At 67.1% G+C, this 14,906-nt stretch carries 15 protein-coding genes; 6 read left to right on the plus strand and 9 right to left on the minus strand.

Annotated elements, in window-relative coordinates; all coding sequences use genetic code 11:
* Positions 1-12: 12 nt before the first annotated feature.
* From pqqD to typA, 6 genes are all read right to left on the minus strand, one after another.
* Complete coding sequence (gene pqqD, locus AB4Y92_RS23085; protein ID WP_441821760.1) at positions 13-309, minus strand: pyrroloquinoline quinone biosynthesis peptide chaperone PqqD; 297 nt, start codon at positions 307-309, stop codon at positions 13-15.
* A complete protein-coding gene (gene pqqC, locus AB4Y92_RS23090; RefSeq protein ID WP_441821761.1) occupies positions 306-1,091 on the minus strand; it encodes a pyrroloquinoline-quinone synthase PqqC in 786 nt (261 codons plus the stop codon). Before pqqC ends, pqqD begins: the two co-directional genes overlap by 4 nt.
* Positions 1,088-2,020, minus strand: a complete 933-nt coding sequence (pqqB, locus tag AB4Y92_RS23095; RefSeq protein WP_441821783.1) for a pyrroloquinoline quinone biosynthesis protein PqqB — start codon at positions 2,018-2,020, stop codon at positions 1,088-1,090. Before pqqB ends, pqqC begins: the two co-directional genes overlap by 4 nt.
* Before the next feature lie 64 nt (positions 2,021-2,084).
* Entirely contained in the window at positions 2,085-2,168 is an 84-nt protein-coding gene (gene pqqA, locus AB4Y92_RS23100) for a pyrroloquinoline quinone precursor peptide PqqA (RefSeq protein ID WP_036111709.1), read from the minus strand.
* Positions 2,169-2,579: 411 nt separating this feature from the next.
* Positions 2,580-3,053, minus strand: coding sequence for a DUF2127 domain-containing protein (locus AB4Y92_RS23105; protein ID WP_441821762.1), 474 nt, complete (start codon positions 3,051-3,053; stop codon positions 2,580-2,582).
* Positions 3,054-3,321: 268 nt separating this feature from the next.
* On the minus strand, positions 3,322-5,151 hold the full coding sequence (gene typA / locus AB4Y92_RS23110) for a translational GTPase TypA (RefSeq protein WP_441821763.1): 1,830 nt from the start codon (positions 5,149-5,151) through the stop codon (positions 3,322-3,324).
* Positions 5,152-5,617: 466 nt separating this feature from the next.
* Between typA and AB4Y92_RS23115 the strand changes: the two genes are divergently transcribed.
* The 6 genes from AB4Y92_RS23115 to AB4Y92_RS23140 all read left to right on the plus strand — a co-directional run bounded on the left by AB4Y92_RS23115 (position 5,618) and on the right by AB4Y92_RS23140 (position 10,187).
* Positions 5,618-6,124 (plus strand): peptidylprolyl isomerase, encoded by a 507-nt coding sequence (locus AB4Y92_RS23115; protein WP_057943852.1) that lies wholly within the window; start codon positions 5,618-5,620, stop codon positions 6,122-6,124.
* A gap of 426 nt (positions 6,125-6,550) precedes the next feature.
* The gene (locus AB4Y92_RS23120) at positions 6,551-7,756 is read left to right on the plus strand and encodes a pyridoxal phosphate-dependent aminotransferase (protein WP_441821764.1); all 1,206 of its coding nucleotides are present in this window, start codon (positions 6,551-6,553) and stop codon (positions 7,754-7,756) included.
* Between the two features lie 40 nt (positions 7,757-7,796).
* Positions 7,797-8,186: a glutaredoxin domain-containing protein gene (locus tag AB4Y92_RS23125; RefSeq protein ID WP_441821765.1), complete on the plus strand. Its 390-nt coding sequence runs from the start codon at positions 7,797-7,799 to the stop codon at positions 8,184-8,186.
* Positions 8,187-8,273: 87 nt separating this feature from the next.
* On the plus strand, positions 8,274-9,260 hold the full coding sequence (locus AB4Y92_RS23130; protein ID WP_441821766.1) for a malate dehydrogenase: 987 nt from the start codon (positions 8,274-8,276) through the stop codon (positions 9,258-9,260).
* A 76-nt stretch (positions 9,261-9,336) separates the two neighbouring features.
* Positions 9,337-9,474 (plus strand): DUF6053 domain-containing protein, encoded by a 138-nt coding sequence (locus AB4Y92_RS23135; protein ID WP_441821784.1) that lies wholly within the window; start codon positions 9,337-9,339, stop codon positions 9,472-9,474.
* A gap of 38 nt (positions 9,475-9,512) precedes the next feature.
* Positions 9,513-10,187, plus strand: a complete 675-nt coding sequence (locus AB4Y92_RS23140; protein WP_441821767.1) for a LuxR C-terminal-related transcriptional regulator — start codon at positions 9,513-9,515, stop codon at positions 10,185-10,187.
* A gap of 9 nt (positions 10,188-10,196) precedes the next feature.
* Here the strand turns inward: AB4Y92_RS23140 and AB4Y92_RS23145 are convergent, their stop codons facing one another.
* The 3 genes from AB4Y92_RS23145 to AB4Y92_RS23155 all read right to left on the minus strand — a co-directional run bounded on the left by AB4Y92_RS23145 (position 10,197) and on the right by AB4Y92_RS23155 (position 14,856).
* Positions 10,197-10,601 (minus strand): hypothetical protein, encoded by a 405-nt coding sequence (locus tag AB4Y92_RS23145; RefSeq protein ID WP_441821768.1) that lies wholly within the window; start codon positions 10,599-10,601, stop codon positions 10,197-10,199.
* Between the two features lie 122 nt (positions 10,602-10,723).
* Entirely contained in the window at positions 10,724-13,387 is a 2,664-nt protein-coding gene (locus AB4Y92_RS23150; RefSeq protein WP_441821769.1) for a hybrid sensor histidine kinase/response regulator, read from the minus strand.
* 281 nt (positions 13,388-13,668) lie between these two features.
* Complete coding sequence (locus tag AB4Y92_RS23155) at positions 13,669-14,856, minus strand: OprO/OprP family phosphate-selective porin (RefSeq protein ID WP_441821770.1); 1,188 nt, start codon at positions 14,854-14,856, stop codon at positions 13,669-13,671.
* Positions 14,857-14,906 lie beyond the last annotated feature (50 nt).

Raw genomic sequence — 14,906 nt, forward strand, 5'->3', positions numbered from 1 at the left:
TCGGCTTCGCCCTCACGACATCTGCGGCGCGAACGCCAGCATGCGTTTGTCGAGCAGGCCGGCGAACAGTTCGAGCACGTCGCTGTAGATTTCCCCCGCGTCGGCGCCGTACTCGGCCGCCAGCGCGGCGACGATGGCTTCGACGTCGGAACGCCCGTCGATGTGAGTGAGCACGGCGTGGGCGATATCGTCGAGTTCGACCACGCGCTCGGGCGCCAGCAGCACCCACTGGTCGCGCGCGCGGTCGTGCTGCAGGCGCACGCCGACCGGGAAGCGCAGCACGCTGCCGGCGTCGATGGTCGCGGTCATGACGGCATCCGCCGCGGATCGAATGCGCCCGGCGGAATCAGCCGCGGCTCCACATAGGCCAGATGCAGCGCGTCGAGCATCGACCACAGCACCTCGCACTTGAAGCGCAGCGCGTCGCAAACCGCGTCCTGCTGCTCGCGCGTGCGCGCATGGCGCTTGACGTAGTCCAGGGCGAAGTTCGCGTCCTGCGGCGCCTGATGCAGGCGCGAGTCGAAATAGGCCAGCGCCTTGGGCGAGACGAAATCGTAATTGGCCAGCATGCCGGCCACGCGCTGGCCGATGATGGTCGGCGCGAACAACTCGGTGAGCGAGGAGGCGATGGCTTCCAGCAGGCTGCGTTCGCGCACGAAGTGGATGTAGGCCTGCACCGCGAACCGCGTCGCCGGCAGCAGGGCGCGGCCGGATTCGACCAGTTCGCGATCCAGCCCCAGCGCATCGGTCAGATGCAGCCAGCGCGCGATGCCGCCGTCGCCTTCGCGTTCGCCGTCGTGATCGACGATGCGCTGGCGCCACACGCGGCGCAGTTGCGGATCTTCGATGCGGGCGAGCAGGGCGGCGTCCTTGAGCGGGATGCAGCGCTGGTATTCGAAACGGTTCAACGCCCAGGCCTGGACCTGGCCGCGATCGAGCTGCCCGCCGTGCAGCAGGCCGTGGAAGGGATGTTTGTCGTGGTAACGCTCGGCGCCGATCGCGCGCAGGCGCGCTTCCAGTTGCTCCGGCGACAGCAGTTCACGATCGTGCGGCACGATGGCGCGCGGCAGGTCGGCGGCGCTGGCGTTCATAGGCTCACTTCCATGCCGTCCTCGGCGACATCCCAGCCGTGCGCGCGGGCTTGCGCGCGCTCGGGCGAGGTTTCGTCCAGGACCGGGTTAGTGGTGTTGAGATGGATGAAGATCTTGCGCCGCACGTCCAGCCCGGCGAACGCGGCCAGGGTGCCGGCGTCGTTCTCGCCGTTGCCGCCGGCGATGCTCATGTGGCCCATGCGCGCGCCGGTCTTGCTGCCGACGCCGGCGCGCTGCATTTCATCGTCGCGCCACAAGGTGCCGTCGAAGAACAGCAGCGCCGCGCCGTGCAGGCGCTGGCGCAAGGCCGGGGTCAGTTCGGCGCAGCCGGGGATGTAGTAGAAGCGTTCGCGGCCGTCGGAAATTTCCAGGCCGATCGTCTCTTCATCGCCGCCGCGCAGATCGCCGCTGGCGCGCGACTCCATGAATAAGGGGACTTTGCCCGGGACGCTGAAGGCGGTGACGCGCAGGCCCAGCGGCACGTGGAGGCCGGCGATATCCAGCGGCGCCTCCAAGGTCAGCGCGCGGCGGGTGACGTAGTCGGGATGGAGCGAATCGAAGATCGGATTCTGGCTGAGCACGTCGAGCACGCGCGCGCTGGCCCACAGGTCGAAGCGCTGGCGTTCGCGCATCGACAGGAGCCCGGCGATGTGATCGATTTCGCCGCTGGTCAGCAGCACCGCTTCGATCGGCGAATGGCGCAGATCGCGCTGCGGCCACAACGCGGGCGCGGCGAGGATCTGCTGGCGGAAGTCGGGCGAGGCGTTGATCAGCAGCCAACGTTCGCCGTCGGCGCTGACCGCGATGCTGGCCTGGCTGCGGCGCTGATGGCCGGGCTCCTGGCGCCAGGCGCGCCGGCTGCCGGGGGTGTTGCAGTTCCACTGCGGATAGCCGCCCCCGGCCGCCGCACCGAGCACGAGGATGCGCATCATCGATGAACCATCGATGCGATGCGCGGCCGCATGTGCGTTGCGACGGCGGAAGCGGACATGCTCAGAACAGATCGCCGGAGGAGTACGAGTTGATTTCGCAACCGACCGAGATTTCGCGGATCTGAGGCTTGGACCAAGTCTTCATAAGCGTTCCTCATGTTGGACAGGGGGCTGTGAGCGTGGCAACCGCGTGCTTGGGAGGGCGCGCGTGCGCATCGGTGAGGTATTGAACATGCCGCTGGATGCGCTGCGGCGGCAGGTCTCGCAACTCGCGTTGCGATGCCGAAACCATACACCGGAGCGGTGCGCGATGCCTGTGACTTCAGCCCGAACGGGTTGGAATGCAGGCACGGTGGAAATTAATCCGCAGCTAACATTCGGACGTGCGCTCGGGCGCGGCGGCGAGGGGCTTGGAGGTGTGTTGGGCAGGGAGGCTTTTGTTGTGGGAGGGAGCTTCAGCCCCGATGCTTTTCGATCAGATCGCTTGCAAGTCCACGGCGACTTGATCGAAAAGCATTGGGGCTGAAGCTCCCTCCTACAACAAAGGCGGCGGCCTTCAGCGGCGGCGCTTGAGAATGTCGCGCGCGAGAACCCAAACCACGATCACGTTGATTATGAGAACCGCCGTGGCGAGCCAGCCGGGGTGGCGGGTCAGCGCGTAGATATCGAACGGCAAGTACAGCGCCGCGCCCAGGCAGCCCAGCCACGAAGCCCAGGCCTTGGCCTTCCACAGGCCCCAGGCTTCGATCAGGTGCAGCACGCCGTAGCCGAGCACGATGGCCGCTGCCAGGTGCACCGAATTCGGGCTGATGCTGTGCGCCAGCCAGGCCAGCGAGCCGTGCTCGGGGTCCAGGTGGAAGCGCTTGATGAGTTCTTCGATCCAGCGCTGCAGCGGCGCCGGCCCGAGCAGTTCCAGGCCGCTGGCGGCCGACAGCGCGAGCGCACCCTTGGCCGCTTCGACCGCGGCGATCACGTGCAGACCCGGATGGGCCTTGGGGTTGGCGTCGTAGTGGCGTTCGGGCGCGGTCATCGCGCGTGCGCCGGCCAGCGTCGGGCCGTGCCCGGCAGGGCGGCGCGGGAGCCGGGGATTGCGATCAGGCCGTGCACATGCATGCCGCTTCGATCCTTATGACGCGCCGAGGTTCGCAACGCGGCGAGGCGGGCGGCCCGGCGGACGCGGCACGCGCCGATGCGCGATGCCGCCGTGCCCCAAGTCCCGCATGACGCTTCGTTGCAGCGAAGCGTACTGACTTGGGGCGAGGGCGCCGCGGTTCAAGCCGACGGCGCCCCTGCTGCGATCAGGCCGCGCGCGAGGCGCGCTTGCGATCGCTTTCGGTGAGGAACTTCTTGCGCAGGCGGATTTCTTTCGGCGTGACTTCGACCAGTTCGTCGTCTTCGATGAAGTCCAGCGCCTGCTCCAGCGTGTACTTGATCGCCGGGCTCAGCTGGATCGCATCGTCCTTGCCCGAGGCGCGCATGTTGGTCAGCGGCTTGGTCTTGATGGCGTTGACGGTGAGGTCGTTGTCCTTCGAGTGGATGCCGACCAGCTGGCCCTCATACACGTTGTCGCCTTCGGCGGCGAACAGCCTGCCGCGATCCTGCAGCGGCCCAAGCGAATAGGCCGGAGTGGTGCCCGGCGCATTGGCGATCATCACGCCGTTGATGCGCTTGGCGATCGCGCCCTGTTCCTTCGGACCGTAATGGTCGAACACATGGAACAGCAGGCCCGAACCCTGGGTCAGGGTGCGGAACTCGTTCTGGAAGCCGATCAGGCCGCGAGCCGGGATCATGTAATCCAGGCGCACGCGTCCCTTGCCGTCGGACACCATGTCCTTCAGCTGGGCCTTGCGCGTGCCGAGCTTCTCCATGACGCCGCCCTGGTGCTGCTCTTCGATGTCGACCACCAACTGCTCGACCGGCTCCATCAGCTTGCCGTCGATTTCCTTGATGATGACTTCCGGACGCGACACGGCCAGCTCGAACCCTTCGCGGCGCATGTTCTCGATCAGCACCGACAGGTGCAGTTCGCCGCGGCCGGAGACCAGGAACTTGTCCGGATCGGAGCCTTCTTCGACCTTCAGCGCCACGTTATGCAGGGTTTCGCGCACCAGGCGCTCGCGCAGCTGACGGCTGGTGAGGAACTTGCCGCCGCTCAGATCCTTGTTGCCGGCGAACGGCGAGTTGTTCACCTGGAAGGTCATGCTGATGGTCGGCTCGTCCACGGTCAGGGCGGGCAGAGCTTCCGGGGTGTCCAGCGCGCACACGGTGTCGGAGATCGACAGATCGGCGACGCCGGAGATGGCGACGATGTCGCCGGCATCGGCTTCCTCGGTTTCCAGGCGCTCAAGGCCCATGAAGCCGAGCACCTGCAACACCTTGCCCTGGCGCTTCTTGCCGTGACGGTCGACCACGCTGACCGGCATGTTGCGGCGGACCTTGCCGCGCTGGATGCGGCCGATGCCGATCAGGCCGACGAAGTTGCTGTAGTCCAGCTGGCTGATGCGCATCTGGAACGGGCCGTCGAGATCGACCTGCGGCGGCGGCACGTGCTTCATGATCGCTTCGTACAGCGGGGTCATGTCGCCGGAGCGCGCGGCGTCGTCCAGGCTGGCGTAGCCGTGCAGCGCCGAGGCGTAGACGATCGGGAAGTCGAGCTGCTCGTTGGTGGCGCCGAGCTTGTCGAACAGGTCGAACACCTGGTCGATGACCCAGTCCGGACGGGCGCCCGGGCGGTCGATCTTGTTGACCACCACGATCGGCTTGAAGCCCATCGCGAACGCCTTCTGGGTGACGAAGCGGGTCTGCGGCATCGGGCCGTCCATCGCATCGACCAGGATCAGCACCGAATCGACCATCGACAGCACGCGCTCGACCTCACCGCCGAAGTCGGCGTGGCCTGGGGTGTCGACGATGTTGATGCGGTTGCCCTGCCAGGTGATGGCGGTGTTCTTGGCCAGGATCGTGATGCCACGTTCCTTTTCCTGGTCGTTGCTGTCCATCGCGCGCTCGGCCAGCACCGTGCGTTCGGACAGCGTGCCGGACTGCTTCAACAGACAGTCGACGAGGGTGGTCTTGCCATGGTCGACGTGAGCGACGATGGCGATATTGCGCAGGCGTTCGATGGACATGCGATTGGACGCCGGAAGGCGCTATAGCTGAGGAAGATAGCCGGCCATTATACCGGTCAAAGGTGGCAAGTGCCTGCCGGGGCGGGCTTTATTCATGTCGGGGCGGTTTTATGAACGGGCAGGGCCGATAAAAGGCGGGAATGACCCTGCAGTAACGGCGAAAGCCGCGTCCCTGAAGCCCGACCAACCCTGCTTTCCGGCCCGTCCCACGACGTTCGCCTGCCGTCTGGCGGCCGCGCCCCGGGCTTTGCACTGCCGCATTCAGCTCCGGGCCGCGGCCGAGGTCCGGGGCCCCGCGACACGATCCGGACCATGCCCGCGCCGCCGCGGCCGCGCCGCTTCGGCAAGGGTTCCGGCCCCGGCGAGGTTTTTTTCGCTTCGGTACCATTGAGGATTGCCTTGGCCGCCGCCATCTCGGCCGGCGAACCGTTTTCCCATCCCCATCGCTACACCTGGAGTGCGCTGCATGAGCCTGATCGCCACCTTCGACACCGAGCGCGGCCCGATCCGCGTCGAACTCGCCGCCGACAAGGCGCCGCTGACCGTCGCCAACTTCGTCAATCTGGCCCAGCGCGGCTTCTATGACGGCCTGAACTTCCACCGTGTGATCCCGAACTTCATGATCCAGGGCGGCTGCCCGCAGGGCACCGGCACCGGCGGCCCGGGCTACCGCTTCGAGGACGAGACCCGCAACGGCCTGGGCCACCAGCGCGGCGTGCTGTCGATGGCCAATGCCGGCCCGGGCACCAACGGCAGCCAGTTCTTCATCACCCATATCGTCTGCGACTGGCTGGACGGCAAGCACACCGTGTTCGGCAAAGTGCTGGAAGGCCTGGAGATCGTCGATACGGTCAAGCAGGGCGACAAGATCAACTCGGTGAAGATCGAAGGCGACGTCGCCGCGGTGCTGGCCGCCAAGGCCGACCGCGTGGCCGACTGGAACAAGGTGCTCGACGAGAACAAGCGCGCCTGAGTCCGGGTTCGGGCCATCTCGCGCGGCCGCAGGGCTGCGCGATGCGAAAAAGACGGCCGGAAGGCCGTCTTTTTCGTTTGGGCCCTGGAATTAAGGGCTTTTGTGGGAGGGAGCTTTAGCCCCGATGCTTTTCGATCAGCCCAGGTGAGGGCCCGGCGCGATCTGGCCGAAAAGCATCGGGGCTAAAGCTCCCTCCCACAAAAGCATCCCTTCCCACAGAACCTCGCGGCAGCGCCGCGAACGGCCAGATTGCAAACCAGGGCCGGGCCATCGCTGTGCTACCATTTTGCGGCTAGAACCAGCGGTTCCAGTGCGTCGGCGACAGCGCCCGTAATGAGCGCCGCCGTCGCAACCGCCGCTGCGTCCAGCGTCCTCGCTACTCATCTCCGCACGCTCCGTCGTACACCACCCCACGAGGTTTACACGATGCCCCAGCTCGCCCGGCGCATCGGTCGCGCCAAGCCCAGCGCGATCATGCAGGTTGCCGAAAAGGCCAAGCGGCTCAAGGCCGAAGGCCGCGACATCATCAGCTTCTCGATCGGCGTTCCCAACTTCCTGCCCGGTGACCATGTCTACGCCGCCGTGCGCGAAGCGCTGGCCAAGGACAGCGGCCAGTACGGCAGCAACCGCGGCGCCGACGCGCTGCTGGACGCGTTCATCGAGCACATGAGCAAAATCGGCCTGACCGGTTACGGCCGCGTCAACTGCGCCACCGGCATCGGCGCAAAACACGTGATCTACAACATCGCCGAGGCGCTGTTGGACGAAGGCGACACGATCGTCTTCCCGACCCCGTACTGGACCAGCTATCTCGACATCGCCGAGATCGTCAACGCCAAGATCGACCTGCTGCCGTGCCCGGCCTCGCAGGACTACAAGCTCACCCCGGCCCAGCTGGAAGTCGCGCTGGCGAAGAAGCCGAAGGTGTTCTTGTTCAACAACCCGTCCAACCCGACCGGCATGGTCTACGGCAAGGACGAAATCGATGCATTGGCCGCGGTCATCGCCAAGTACCCGGACACCTGGGTCATCACCGACGACATCTACAACCGCATGGTGTTCGACGGCCTGGGCTATCACAACTTCGTGCACTCGCATCCCGAACTGCGCGACCGCGTGATCTTCATCGACTCGCTGTCCAAGACCTACGGCATGCCGGGTTGGCGCGTGGGCTTCATGGCCGGTCCGGAAGTGATCGCGCAGGCCGTGACCACGATGAACTCCAACCACATCACCAACGTCCCGGAAATCGTCACCGCCGCCGCCGTGGCCGCGCTGTCGGGTCCGCAGGACGTGCCGACCGCGCGCTGCGCCGAATTCCAGGCCAAGCGCGACCAGGTCATGGACGTGATGAATTCGATTCCCGGCGTGGTCTGCCCGCGTCCGCAGGGCGCGTTCTACGTGTTCCCGGACATCAGCGTCGCCTTCGGCAAGACCCACGGTCCCAGCGGCCTGAAGATCGGCAACGACATGGATTTCTGCAACGCTTTGCTGGAAACCAAGGGCGTGGCCTGCGTGCCGGGTTCGGCGTTCGGCGAGCCGCGCGCGCTGCGTATCAGCTACACCTGTCCGACGCCGCAGCTGGCGCCGGGTCTGCAGCGCTTCCAGGAGTTCTTCGCCGAGCTCGCCTGAGCCCGACGACGGAACCGGCCCGCGACTGAGGAATCCAGCGATGCGCGTAAGCACCGTGCTGTGCATATTGGCCGCGCTGTTCGTGGGCGCGGCCGGCGCGAAGTTCGCCAAGTCCGGCGGCTGGTCGCAATGGATCTCCGATCGTCCCGCGCAACTCGCGCCGGACGATCCGCGCCACAGCACCGGCGACAAGCGCATCGTCATGCTTGCCGCGGAGTGGTGCGGTTACTGCGAAAAGCTGCGCAAGGATTTCGAACAGGCCGACGTGCGCTACACCCTCATCGACGTCGATACCGCCGCGGGCCAGAAGGCGATGAACGCGGTCGGCGCGCGCGGCGTGCCGGTCACCATCGTCGGCCAGGACATCGTTTACGGCTACAACATGGACGAGATCAAAGATCGTCTGAAACCGTTGGGCTACCGCCTGTGAGCGCGCGGCGGCCGCCGCGCGCTCGACTCCATCCATAACGCGGGCCGCGTGCCCGCCACCCTGTTCACTAGCGAAGGAAACACCCCGATGAAGACCCCCGTCCGCGTTGCCGTCACCGGTGCTGCCGGCCAGATCGGCTACTCGCTGCTGTTCCGCATCGCTTCCGGCGAAATGCTCGGCAAAGATCAGCCCGTCATCCTGCAACTGCTGGAACTGCCGCTGGAGAAGGCCCAGGCCGCGCTCAAGGGCGTGATCATGGAGCTGGAAGACTGCGCGTTCCCGCTGCTGGCCGGTGTCGTCGGCACCGACGACGCCGAAGTCGCGTTCAAGGACGCCGACATCGCCCTGTTGGTCGGCGCGCGTCCGCGCGGTCCGGGCATGGAGCGCAAGGATCTGCTGCTGGAAAACGCGAAGATCTTCACCGCCCAGGGCGCGGCGCTGAACAAGGTCGCCTCGCGCAACGTCAAGGTGCTGGTGGTCGGCAACCCGGCCAACACCAACGCCTACATCGCGATGAAGTCGGCGCCGGACCTGCCGGCGAAGAACTTCACCGCCATGCTGCGCCTGGACCACAACCGCGCGCTGAGCCAGCTCGCCGCCAAGGCCGGCGTCGCGGTGGGCGATATCGAGAACCTGATCGTATGGGGCAACCACAGCCCGACCATGTATCCGGACTACCGCTTCGCCAAGGCCGGCGGCGCCTCGCTGAAGGACAAGATCAACGACGCCGCCTGGAACGCCGACACCTTCATTCCGGTCGTGGGCAAGCGCGGCGCGGCGATCATCGAAGCGCGCGGCCTGTCCTCGGCCGCCTCGGCCGCCAACGCCGCCATTGACCACGTCCGCGACTGGGTCCTGGGCAGCAACGGCAAGTGGGTGACCATGGGCGTGCCGTCCGACGGCAGCTACGGCATCCCGGAGACGGTGATGTACGGCGTGCCGGTGATCACCGCCAATGGCGAGTACACCCGCGTGGAAGGGCTCGAAATCGACGCCTTCAGCCGCGAGCGCATGGACAAGACCCTGGCCGAGCTGGAAGAAGAGCGCGCCGGCGTCGCTCATCTGCTGGGTTGATCGAACCCGCCGGGCGCGGTTCGGTCCGGATGGATGCATGAACGGGGCGGCTTCGGCTGCCCCGTTCTTTTTTCGGATGCCGGTTGGTTTGTGGGAGGGGCTTTCAGCCCCGATGCTTTTGTTTCAGATCGCGGCGATCTGTGCGCAGGGCGTCGGGGCTGAAGCCCCTCCCACAAGAGCAGGCGCCGCCCCCGGCCCGTGGCGGAGCGTGTAGGATCGGTCCCGCTCTCAGCCCGAGGGGTATCCAGTCCGATGAGCGCAACCCTGCGCCTGTTGATCGCCGACGACCACCCGATGTTCCGGGCGGCGCTGCGCTATGCGCTGGGCGAGATCGCGCCCGGCGCGCAGATCGTCGAGGTCGCCAGCCAGAGCGCATTGGAAGCGGCCATCGCCAGCGGCGGCGAATTCGATCTGGCCATGCTCGACCTGATGATGCCCGGAGCGATGGGCTTCTCTTCGCTGGTCTACGCGCGCGGCGAACGCCCCGAGCTGCCGGTGGTGATCATTTCCTCCAACGAACATCCGCGCACGATCCGCCGCGCGCAGCAGTTCGGCGCCTCCGGCTTCGTGCCCAAGTCGGCGCCTTCCTCGGTGCTGGGCGAAGCGGTCAACGCCGTGCTCGCGGGCGAAGTCTGGTTCCCCTCGCAAAAGGCCGATCGCGACGAAGGCGACGCGCAACTCGCCGATCGCCTGGCCCAGCTGACGCCGCAACAGATGCGCGTGCTGCTGCGCCTGGCCGACGGCCTGCTCAACAAGCAGATCGCCTACGAACTGTCGCTGGCCGAGAACACGGTGAAGATCCACGTCACCGCGATCCTGCGCAAACTCGGCTGCCATTCGCGCACCCAGGCGGCGGTGCTGGTGAAGGGGCTGGCGCTGGACGAAGACGGCGCCAGCCTGCACGACGACGCGCTGCGCCTGTCCTGAGCCGCGCGCTCAGTCCTGCGCGATCGAGGTATCCACGATCAGCGCCGGATCGAGCAGGCGGATGCGCCGGTCGACGAAATAACCGCCGCCCTCGGTGTAATGCAGAAAGCAGCGGCCGCACTGGCGGCATCGCCAGACATCGCAGTGATTGCTCGGATAGCGGTCGATCGCGATCGGCGCGTCGGGCGACCAGTAGTGAGTGCCGCGCGGATGGTATTCCTCGACGCTGAGCTCGTAGTCCGGCGCCGCGATCAAGGTGGCGATCCGCTCCAGCCGCGACTGCGGCAGCTCCATCGGCATGCTGGTCCAGGCGATCGGCGCCGGCGCGACGCACGCGCAGGCGCCGGTAATCGCGGCCGATTCGCGCGCCAGCGCGCGCAAGGCGGCGAGGTCGAGCAAGGGCAGGTCGGGCATGGCGCGCACGCAAGGGAGGGCGGAGCCCAGTGTGCTACCGAATCGGGCCCGGAGCGGCGATCGTGGGTACGGGATGCCGATACCGACCGTCCCGGCAAACCGCGGGCTTATCGACGGCGCGCTTACAGCCCCATGCCGAGCAACCGCGTCGCCAGCGCGCGCAGCGCCGCCGGCCGCAGCGGCTTGGGCAGGAAACTCCAGTCGCGTTCGGCCGCGCGCAAGCGCAGCGACGGGTCGGCATCGGCCGACATCAGCACTACCGGCGGCATGCGTTTCCACTTGGCTTCCAACTGCGTGCCCAGTTCGAAACCGGTGCTTTCGCCGAGCCGGTAGTCCAGCAGCAGCAAGTCCGGCATCGTCGCCGAGGAAGCCTTGGTCAACGCCTCGGCCGCGGTGCCGGCGGTTTCCACCGCGCAGCCCCAATCGCCGAGCAGGCGTTGCGCGGCCTGGCGCGAGTGCAGGTCGTCGTCGATCACCCACACCCGGCGCCCGTGCAGCGGCGAATCCTGATCCTGCGCGGCATGGCCGTCGGCCGCGGCGAGCGGCGGCGCGGGTTCCGGCGCGGGCGGGGCGGCCTGCGCGTAAGGCACTTCGAGCGAAAACACGCTGCCGTGGCCGGGCCAGGAGCGCACGTGCACGCGATGGCCGAGCAACAGCGCCACCCGGCGTACGATCGCCAGACCGAGCCCGGCGCCGCGCTGCGGCGCTTCGACGCCGGTGTCCAGGCGCTGGAATTCCTCGAAGATCAGTTCGCGCTTGTTCGCCGCGATGCCCGGGCCGGTGTCCCACACCTCGATGCGCACGCTGCCCGGCAAACGCCGCGCGCCGATCACGATGCGGCCCTCGCGCGGGGTGAACTGCATCGCGTTGGAGACGAAGTTCTGCACGATCCGGCGCAGCAGCACTTCGTCGCTGTCGATCACCGCGCTGGAGGCGATGCAGTGCAGGCGCAGGCCGCGCGACTCGGCCAGGATGCGGAACTGGCTGTCGATGCTGGCGAGAAGCCGCGACAGCGGCAGCGCGGCGCGGCGCACTTCCAGCGCTCCCGATTCCAGGCGCGAGATGTCCAGCAGGCTCGACAGGATGTCGTCTTGCGCGGCCAGCGCGGCTTCGATGTGATCGCTGAGCTCGCGGCCTTCGGCATCGCTCACGCGCCGCCGCAGCGACGACAGGTACATGCGCGCGGCGTTCAAGGGCTGCAGCAGATCGTGCACGGCGGCGGCGACGAAACGGGTCTTGGAACGGTTGGCGCGCTCGGCTTCGCCCTTGGCGCTTTGCAGATCGCGGGTGCGTTGCTCGATGCCGCGTTCCAGGCTGTCGGCCAGCGTGCGCAGATCGCGCGCGGCCTGCTTGTAGGCGGTGATGTCGGCGTAACTGGTGACGAAGCCGCCGTCGGGCATCGGATTGCCGCGGATCTCGATCACCGTGCCGTCGGGGCGTTCGCGCTCGTGCAGATAAGGCTGGCCGCGCTGCAGATGATCCAGGCGGCGGCGGATCGCGTCCTCCGGATCGGTGCCGAGCAAGCCGCGGCGGGCGTTGTAGCGGATCAGGTCTTCGATCGGCCGGCCCACCTGCAACAACTCCGGCGGATAGCGGAACAGCTCGGCGTAGCGTTGATTCCACGCCACCAGCCGCAGTTGCGCATCGACCACGCTGACGCCCTGCGGCAAATGTTCCAGGCTCTGGCCTTTGCCCAGGCTGGCCTGCCGCGCTGCGTGGACCACGCCGTCCTGGGCGTTGCGCAGCGCTTCGGCGTGGTGCTCGACCATTCGCTCCAGCTCCTGCCGGCTGCGCAGGCGCAGGCTGGCGATGCGGTTGCGCTGCATCAACAGCAGCGCGACCGAGACCAGCAGCAGCCACGCACCAGCGGCCACCGCGCGTGCGATCCAGGCGGTGCGGATGCTCGGGGTGGTGTCGCGCAGCAGGTGCAAGGTCCAGTCTTCGCGTTGCAGGTGCAGCGATTGCCACAGCATCGGCTCGCGCATGCCCGGCTCGCGCAGGCGCACCACGCGCGCGCCGTCGCCGACTTCGCGTTCCAGCCGGAACGAAGCCGGCCGCAGTTTCTGCCCTTGATACTGGCGGGTGCGCTGCAGCTCGCCGCTTTCCGCCGGCGTCGGCGTGCGCAGCATCCGATAGCGCCATTGCGGCTGCGCGGTCAGGAACACCACGCCGTTGGCGTCGCTGAGCAGGACCAGATCGCCGCGTTCGCTCCAGTCCGAGCGGATGTCTTCCAGTTCGACCTTGACCGCGACCGCGCCGACCGCGCCGCCGCGTTCGTCGTGAATGGCGCGGGCGATGAAGTGGCCGGGCACGTGGGTGGTCACGCCGATGGCGTAGAACTCGCCCGAGCCTTCGGCCATGGCTTTCTGGAAATACGGGCGGAACGCGTAGGAGTGGCCGACGTTGCTATTGGGCAGGTCCCAGTTGCTAGCGGCCAGGCCGATGCCGTTGCCGTCGATCAAGGTCAGCGTGCTGGTGCGGTTGGCGAAATTAAGCTGGACCAGGCGCTCGTTGGCGCGCTGGCGCTGGACGCGGTCGGCGGGATTGGCCAGGGTCGCGCGCAACTGCGGGTCCAGCGACAACACCGCCGGCATGATCCGGTAGCGGTCGATGTGTTGCTCGATCACCTGCGCGCGCTGCGCCAGCAGCACGCTGGCTTCGCCGGCCTGGCGCTGCAAGGCCTGCGAATAGGCGATGCGGCCGACGATCAGCATCGTCAGCAGCGCGCCGGCCAGCGGCAGCACGATCCATAAGGCGGTCTGGAGCTGGTGGCGGCGGGGGATCACGGCGTCGCCGGGAATCGGGAATGAGGAATCGGGAATCGTAAAAGCGAGATCGACGCGGGCAGGGGAGTGCGCCGGGATGGGGTTAAGCGCGATGAGTGCTGGCGGTGCATCGTGATATCCGCTGCGCGGGCTTGGCTTTCATCGTACAGCTGGGAATCGGGAATCGGGAATCGTAAAGGCCGGTGCGCGGCTATCTTGGAATCGAGTAAGAGACGCAAGCCAGAGGTTTGTCGCTCTGGCTTTTACCTATTCCCCATTCCCCATTCCCGATTCCCGGCCCCTCAGAACTGCACCTGCGCCCGAACTTCCATCACGTCCGGATCGGCCGAAAGCAGCCCCTTGTCGGCCTTCACCCGCACGTAGTTGGCCTGGAACTTGAAGTGCGTGGTCAGGTACCAGTTCACGCCCAGGGTCCAGTCGCGCTGCTTGCCGCCGGCGACGCCGCCGTCGTTCAGATCCAGTTCGCCGAAGCGCGCCAGCAACTCCACCGCGCCATAGCCGTGCGCGGGCTTGATGTTGCCGACGTTGTTGCCGGTGTAGGGCCGGGTTTCGCCGGTGAGCACCCAGCTGCCGGTGACGTAGTAGCCGTTGGCGGTGAAATCGCGCGCGCCGTTGTCGCGTTCGGCGGTCGCGCGCAGATACTCGGCCTGCACCGACCACGGGCCGTCGATCCACAACGCTTCCAGGCCGTTGCGCACGATCTTGTCGGTATTGCGCAGGCTGCCCGAATCGACCAATCGCACCGGCGTGAGGCCGTTCATCGGCCGCGCGCGGAAACGCGCGGCGGGGCCGAAATAGGCGCCGCGTCCATCGGTGAAGCCGTGCGGGTTCTCGACCGAACCGGTCAGGCCCAGGTGCACGACGTGATCCTTGTCCTTGACCGGCGTCCACACCGCGCGCCCGGCGGCGGTAGTGCCCGGGTTGTCGCCCTGCAGATCGTGGCCGAAGAAATACGCTGCGCTGACCGCGTAGCGCGGACGCTCCATCGACCACTCCACGCCGGTGCGGCGGCCTTCGTAGACCGCCTGCGAGGCGGCCGACTGCTCCAGCATGCTCACGGTGCGCGAAGCGGCGACGCTCTCCATGCTCACCGGCGTCTTGAAGTAACCCACGCGCAGCTTGCCGTAATCGGCGCCGAACCAGGCCTTGGTGTCCAGGCGCAGGGCGACATCGAGCCAGAGCTTGGATTCGAAATCGAACACCGCGGTGAAATCGTAGACGTCTTTCTTTTTCAGATTCATGCCGAACTCGCGGCGACGGTAATGACCGTCGTCGGACAGGTCGGTCGCGGCGGTGCCGTAGCCGTCGCCGGAAAAATCCACTACGTCGTAGGCGAAGTTGCCGGTCGCGGAAATCTCCGTGCCGTCGCCGAAGGTGTACTTGGTCGGCCAATCGTCGAAGTTGCCGGCCTGCGCGGCGTAGGGCAACGCGGTCAGGGACAGGGCGAGGGCGAGGCGATCGATGCGCATGGTCGGTCGTGCTCCAAGGTCGTTATTACCGCCGTCCTGGCAGCAGGAAA

This window comes from Lysobacter sp. TAB13 (assembly GCF_052113885.1).
Taxonomy (GTDB): Bacteria; Pseudomonadota; Gammaproteobacteria; order Xanthomonadales; family Xanthomonadaceae; genus Lysobacter; species Lysobacter gummosus.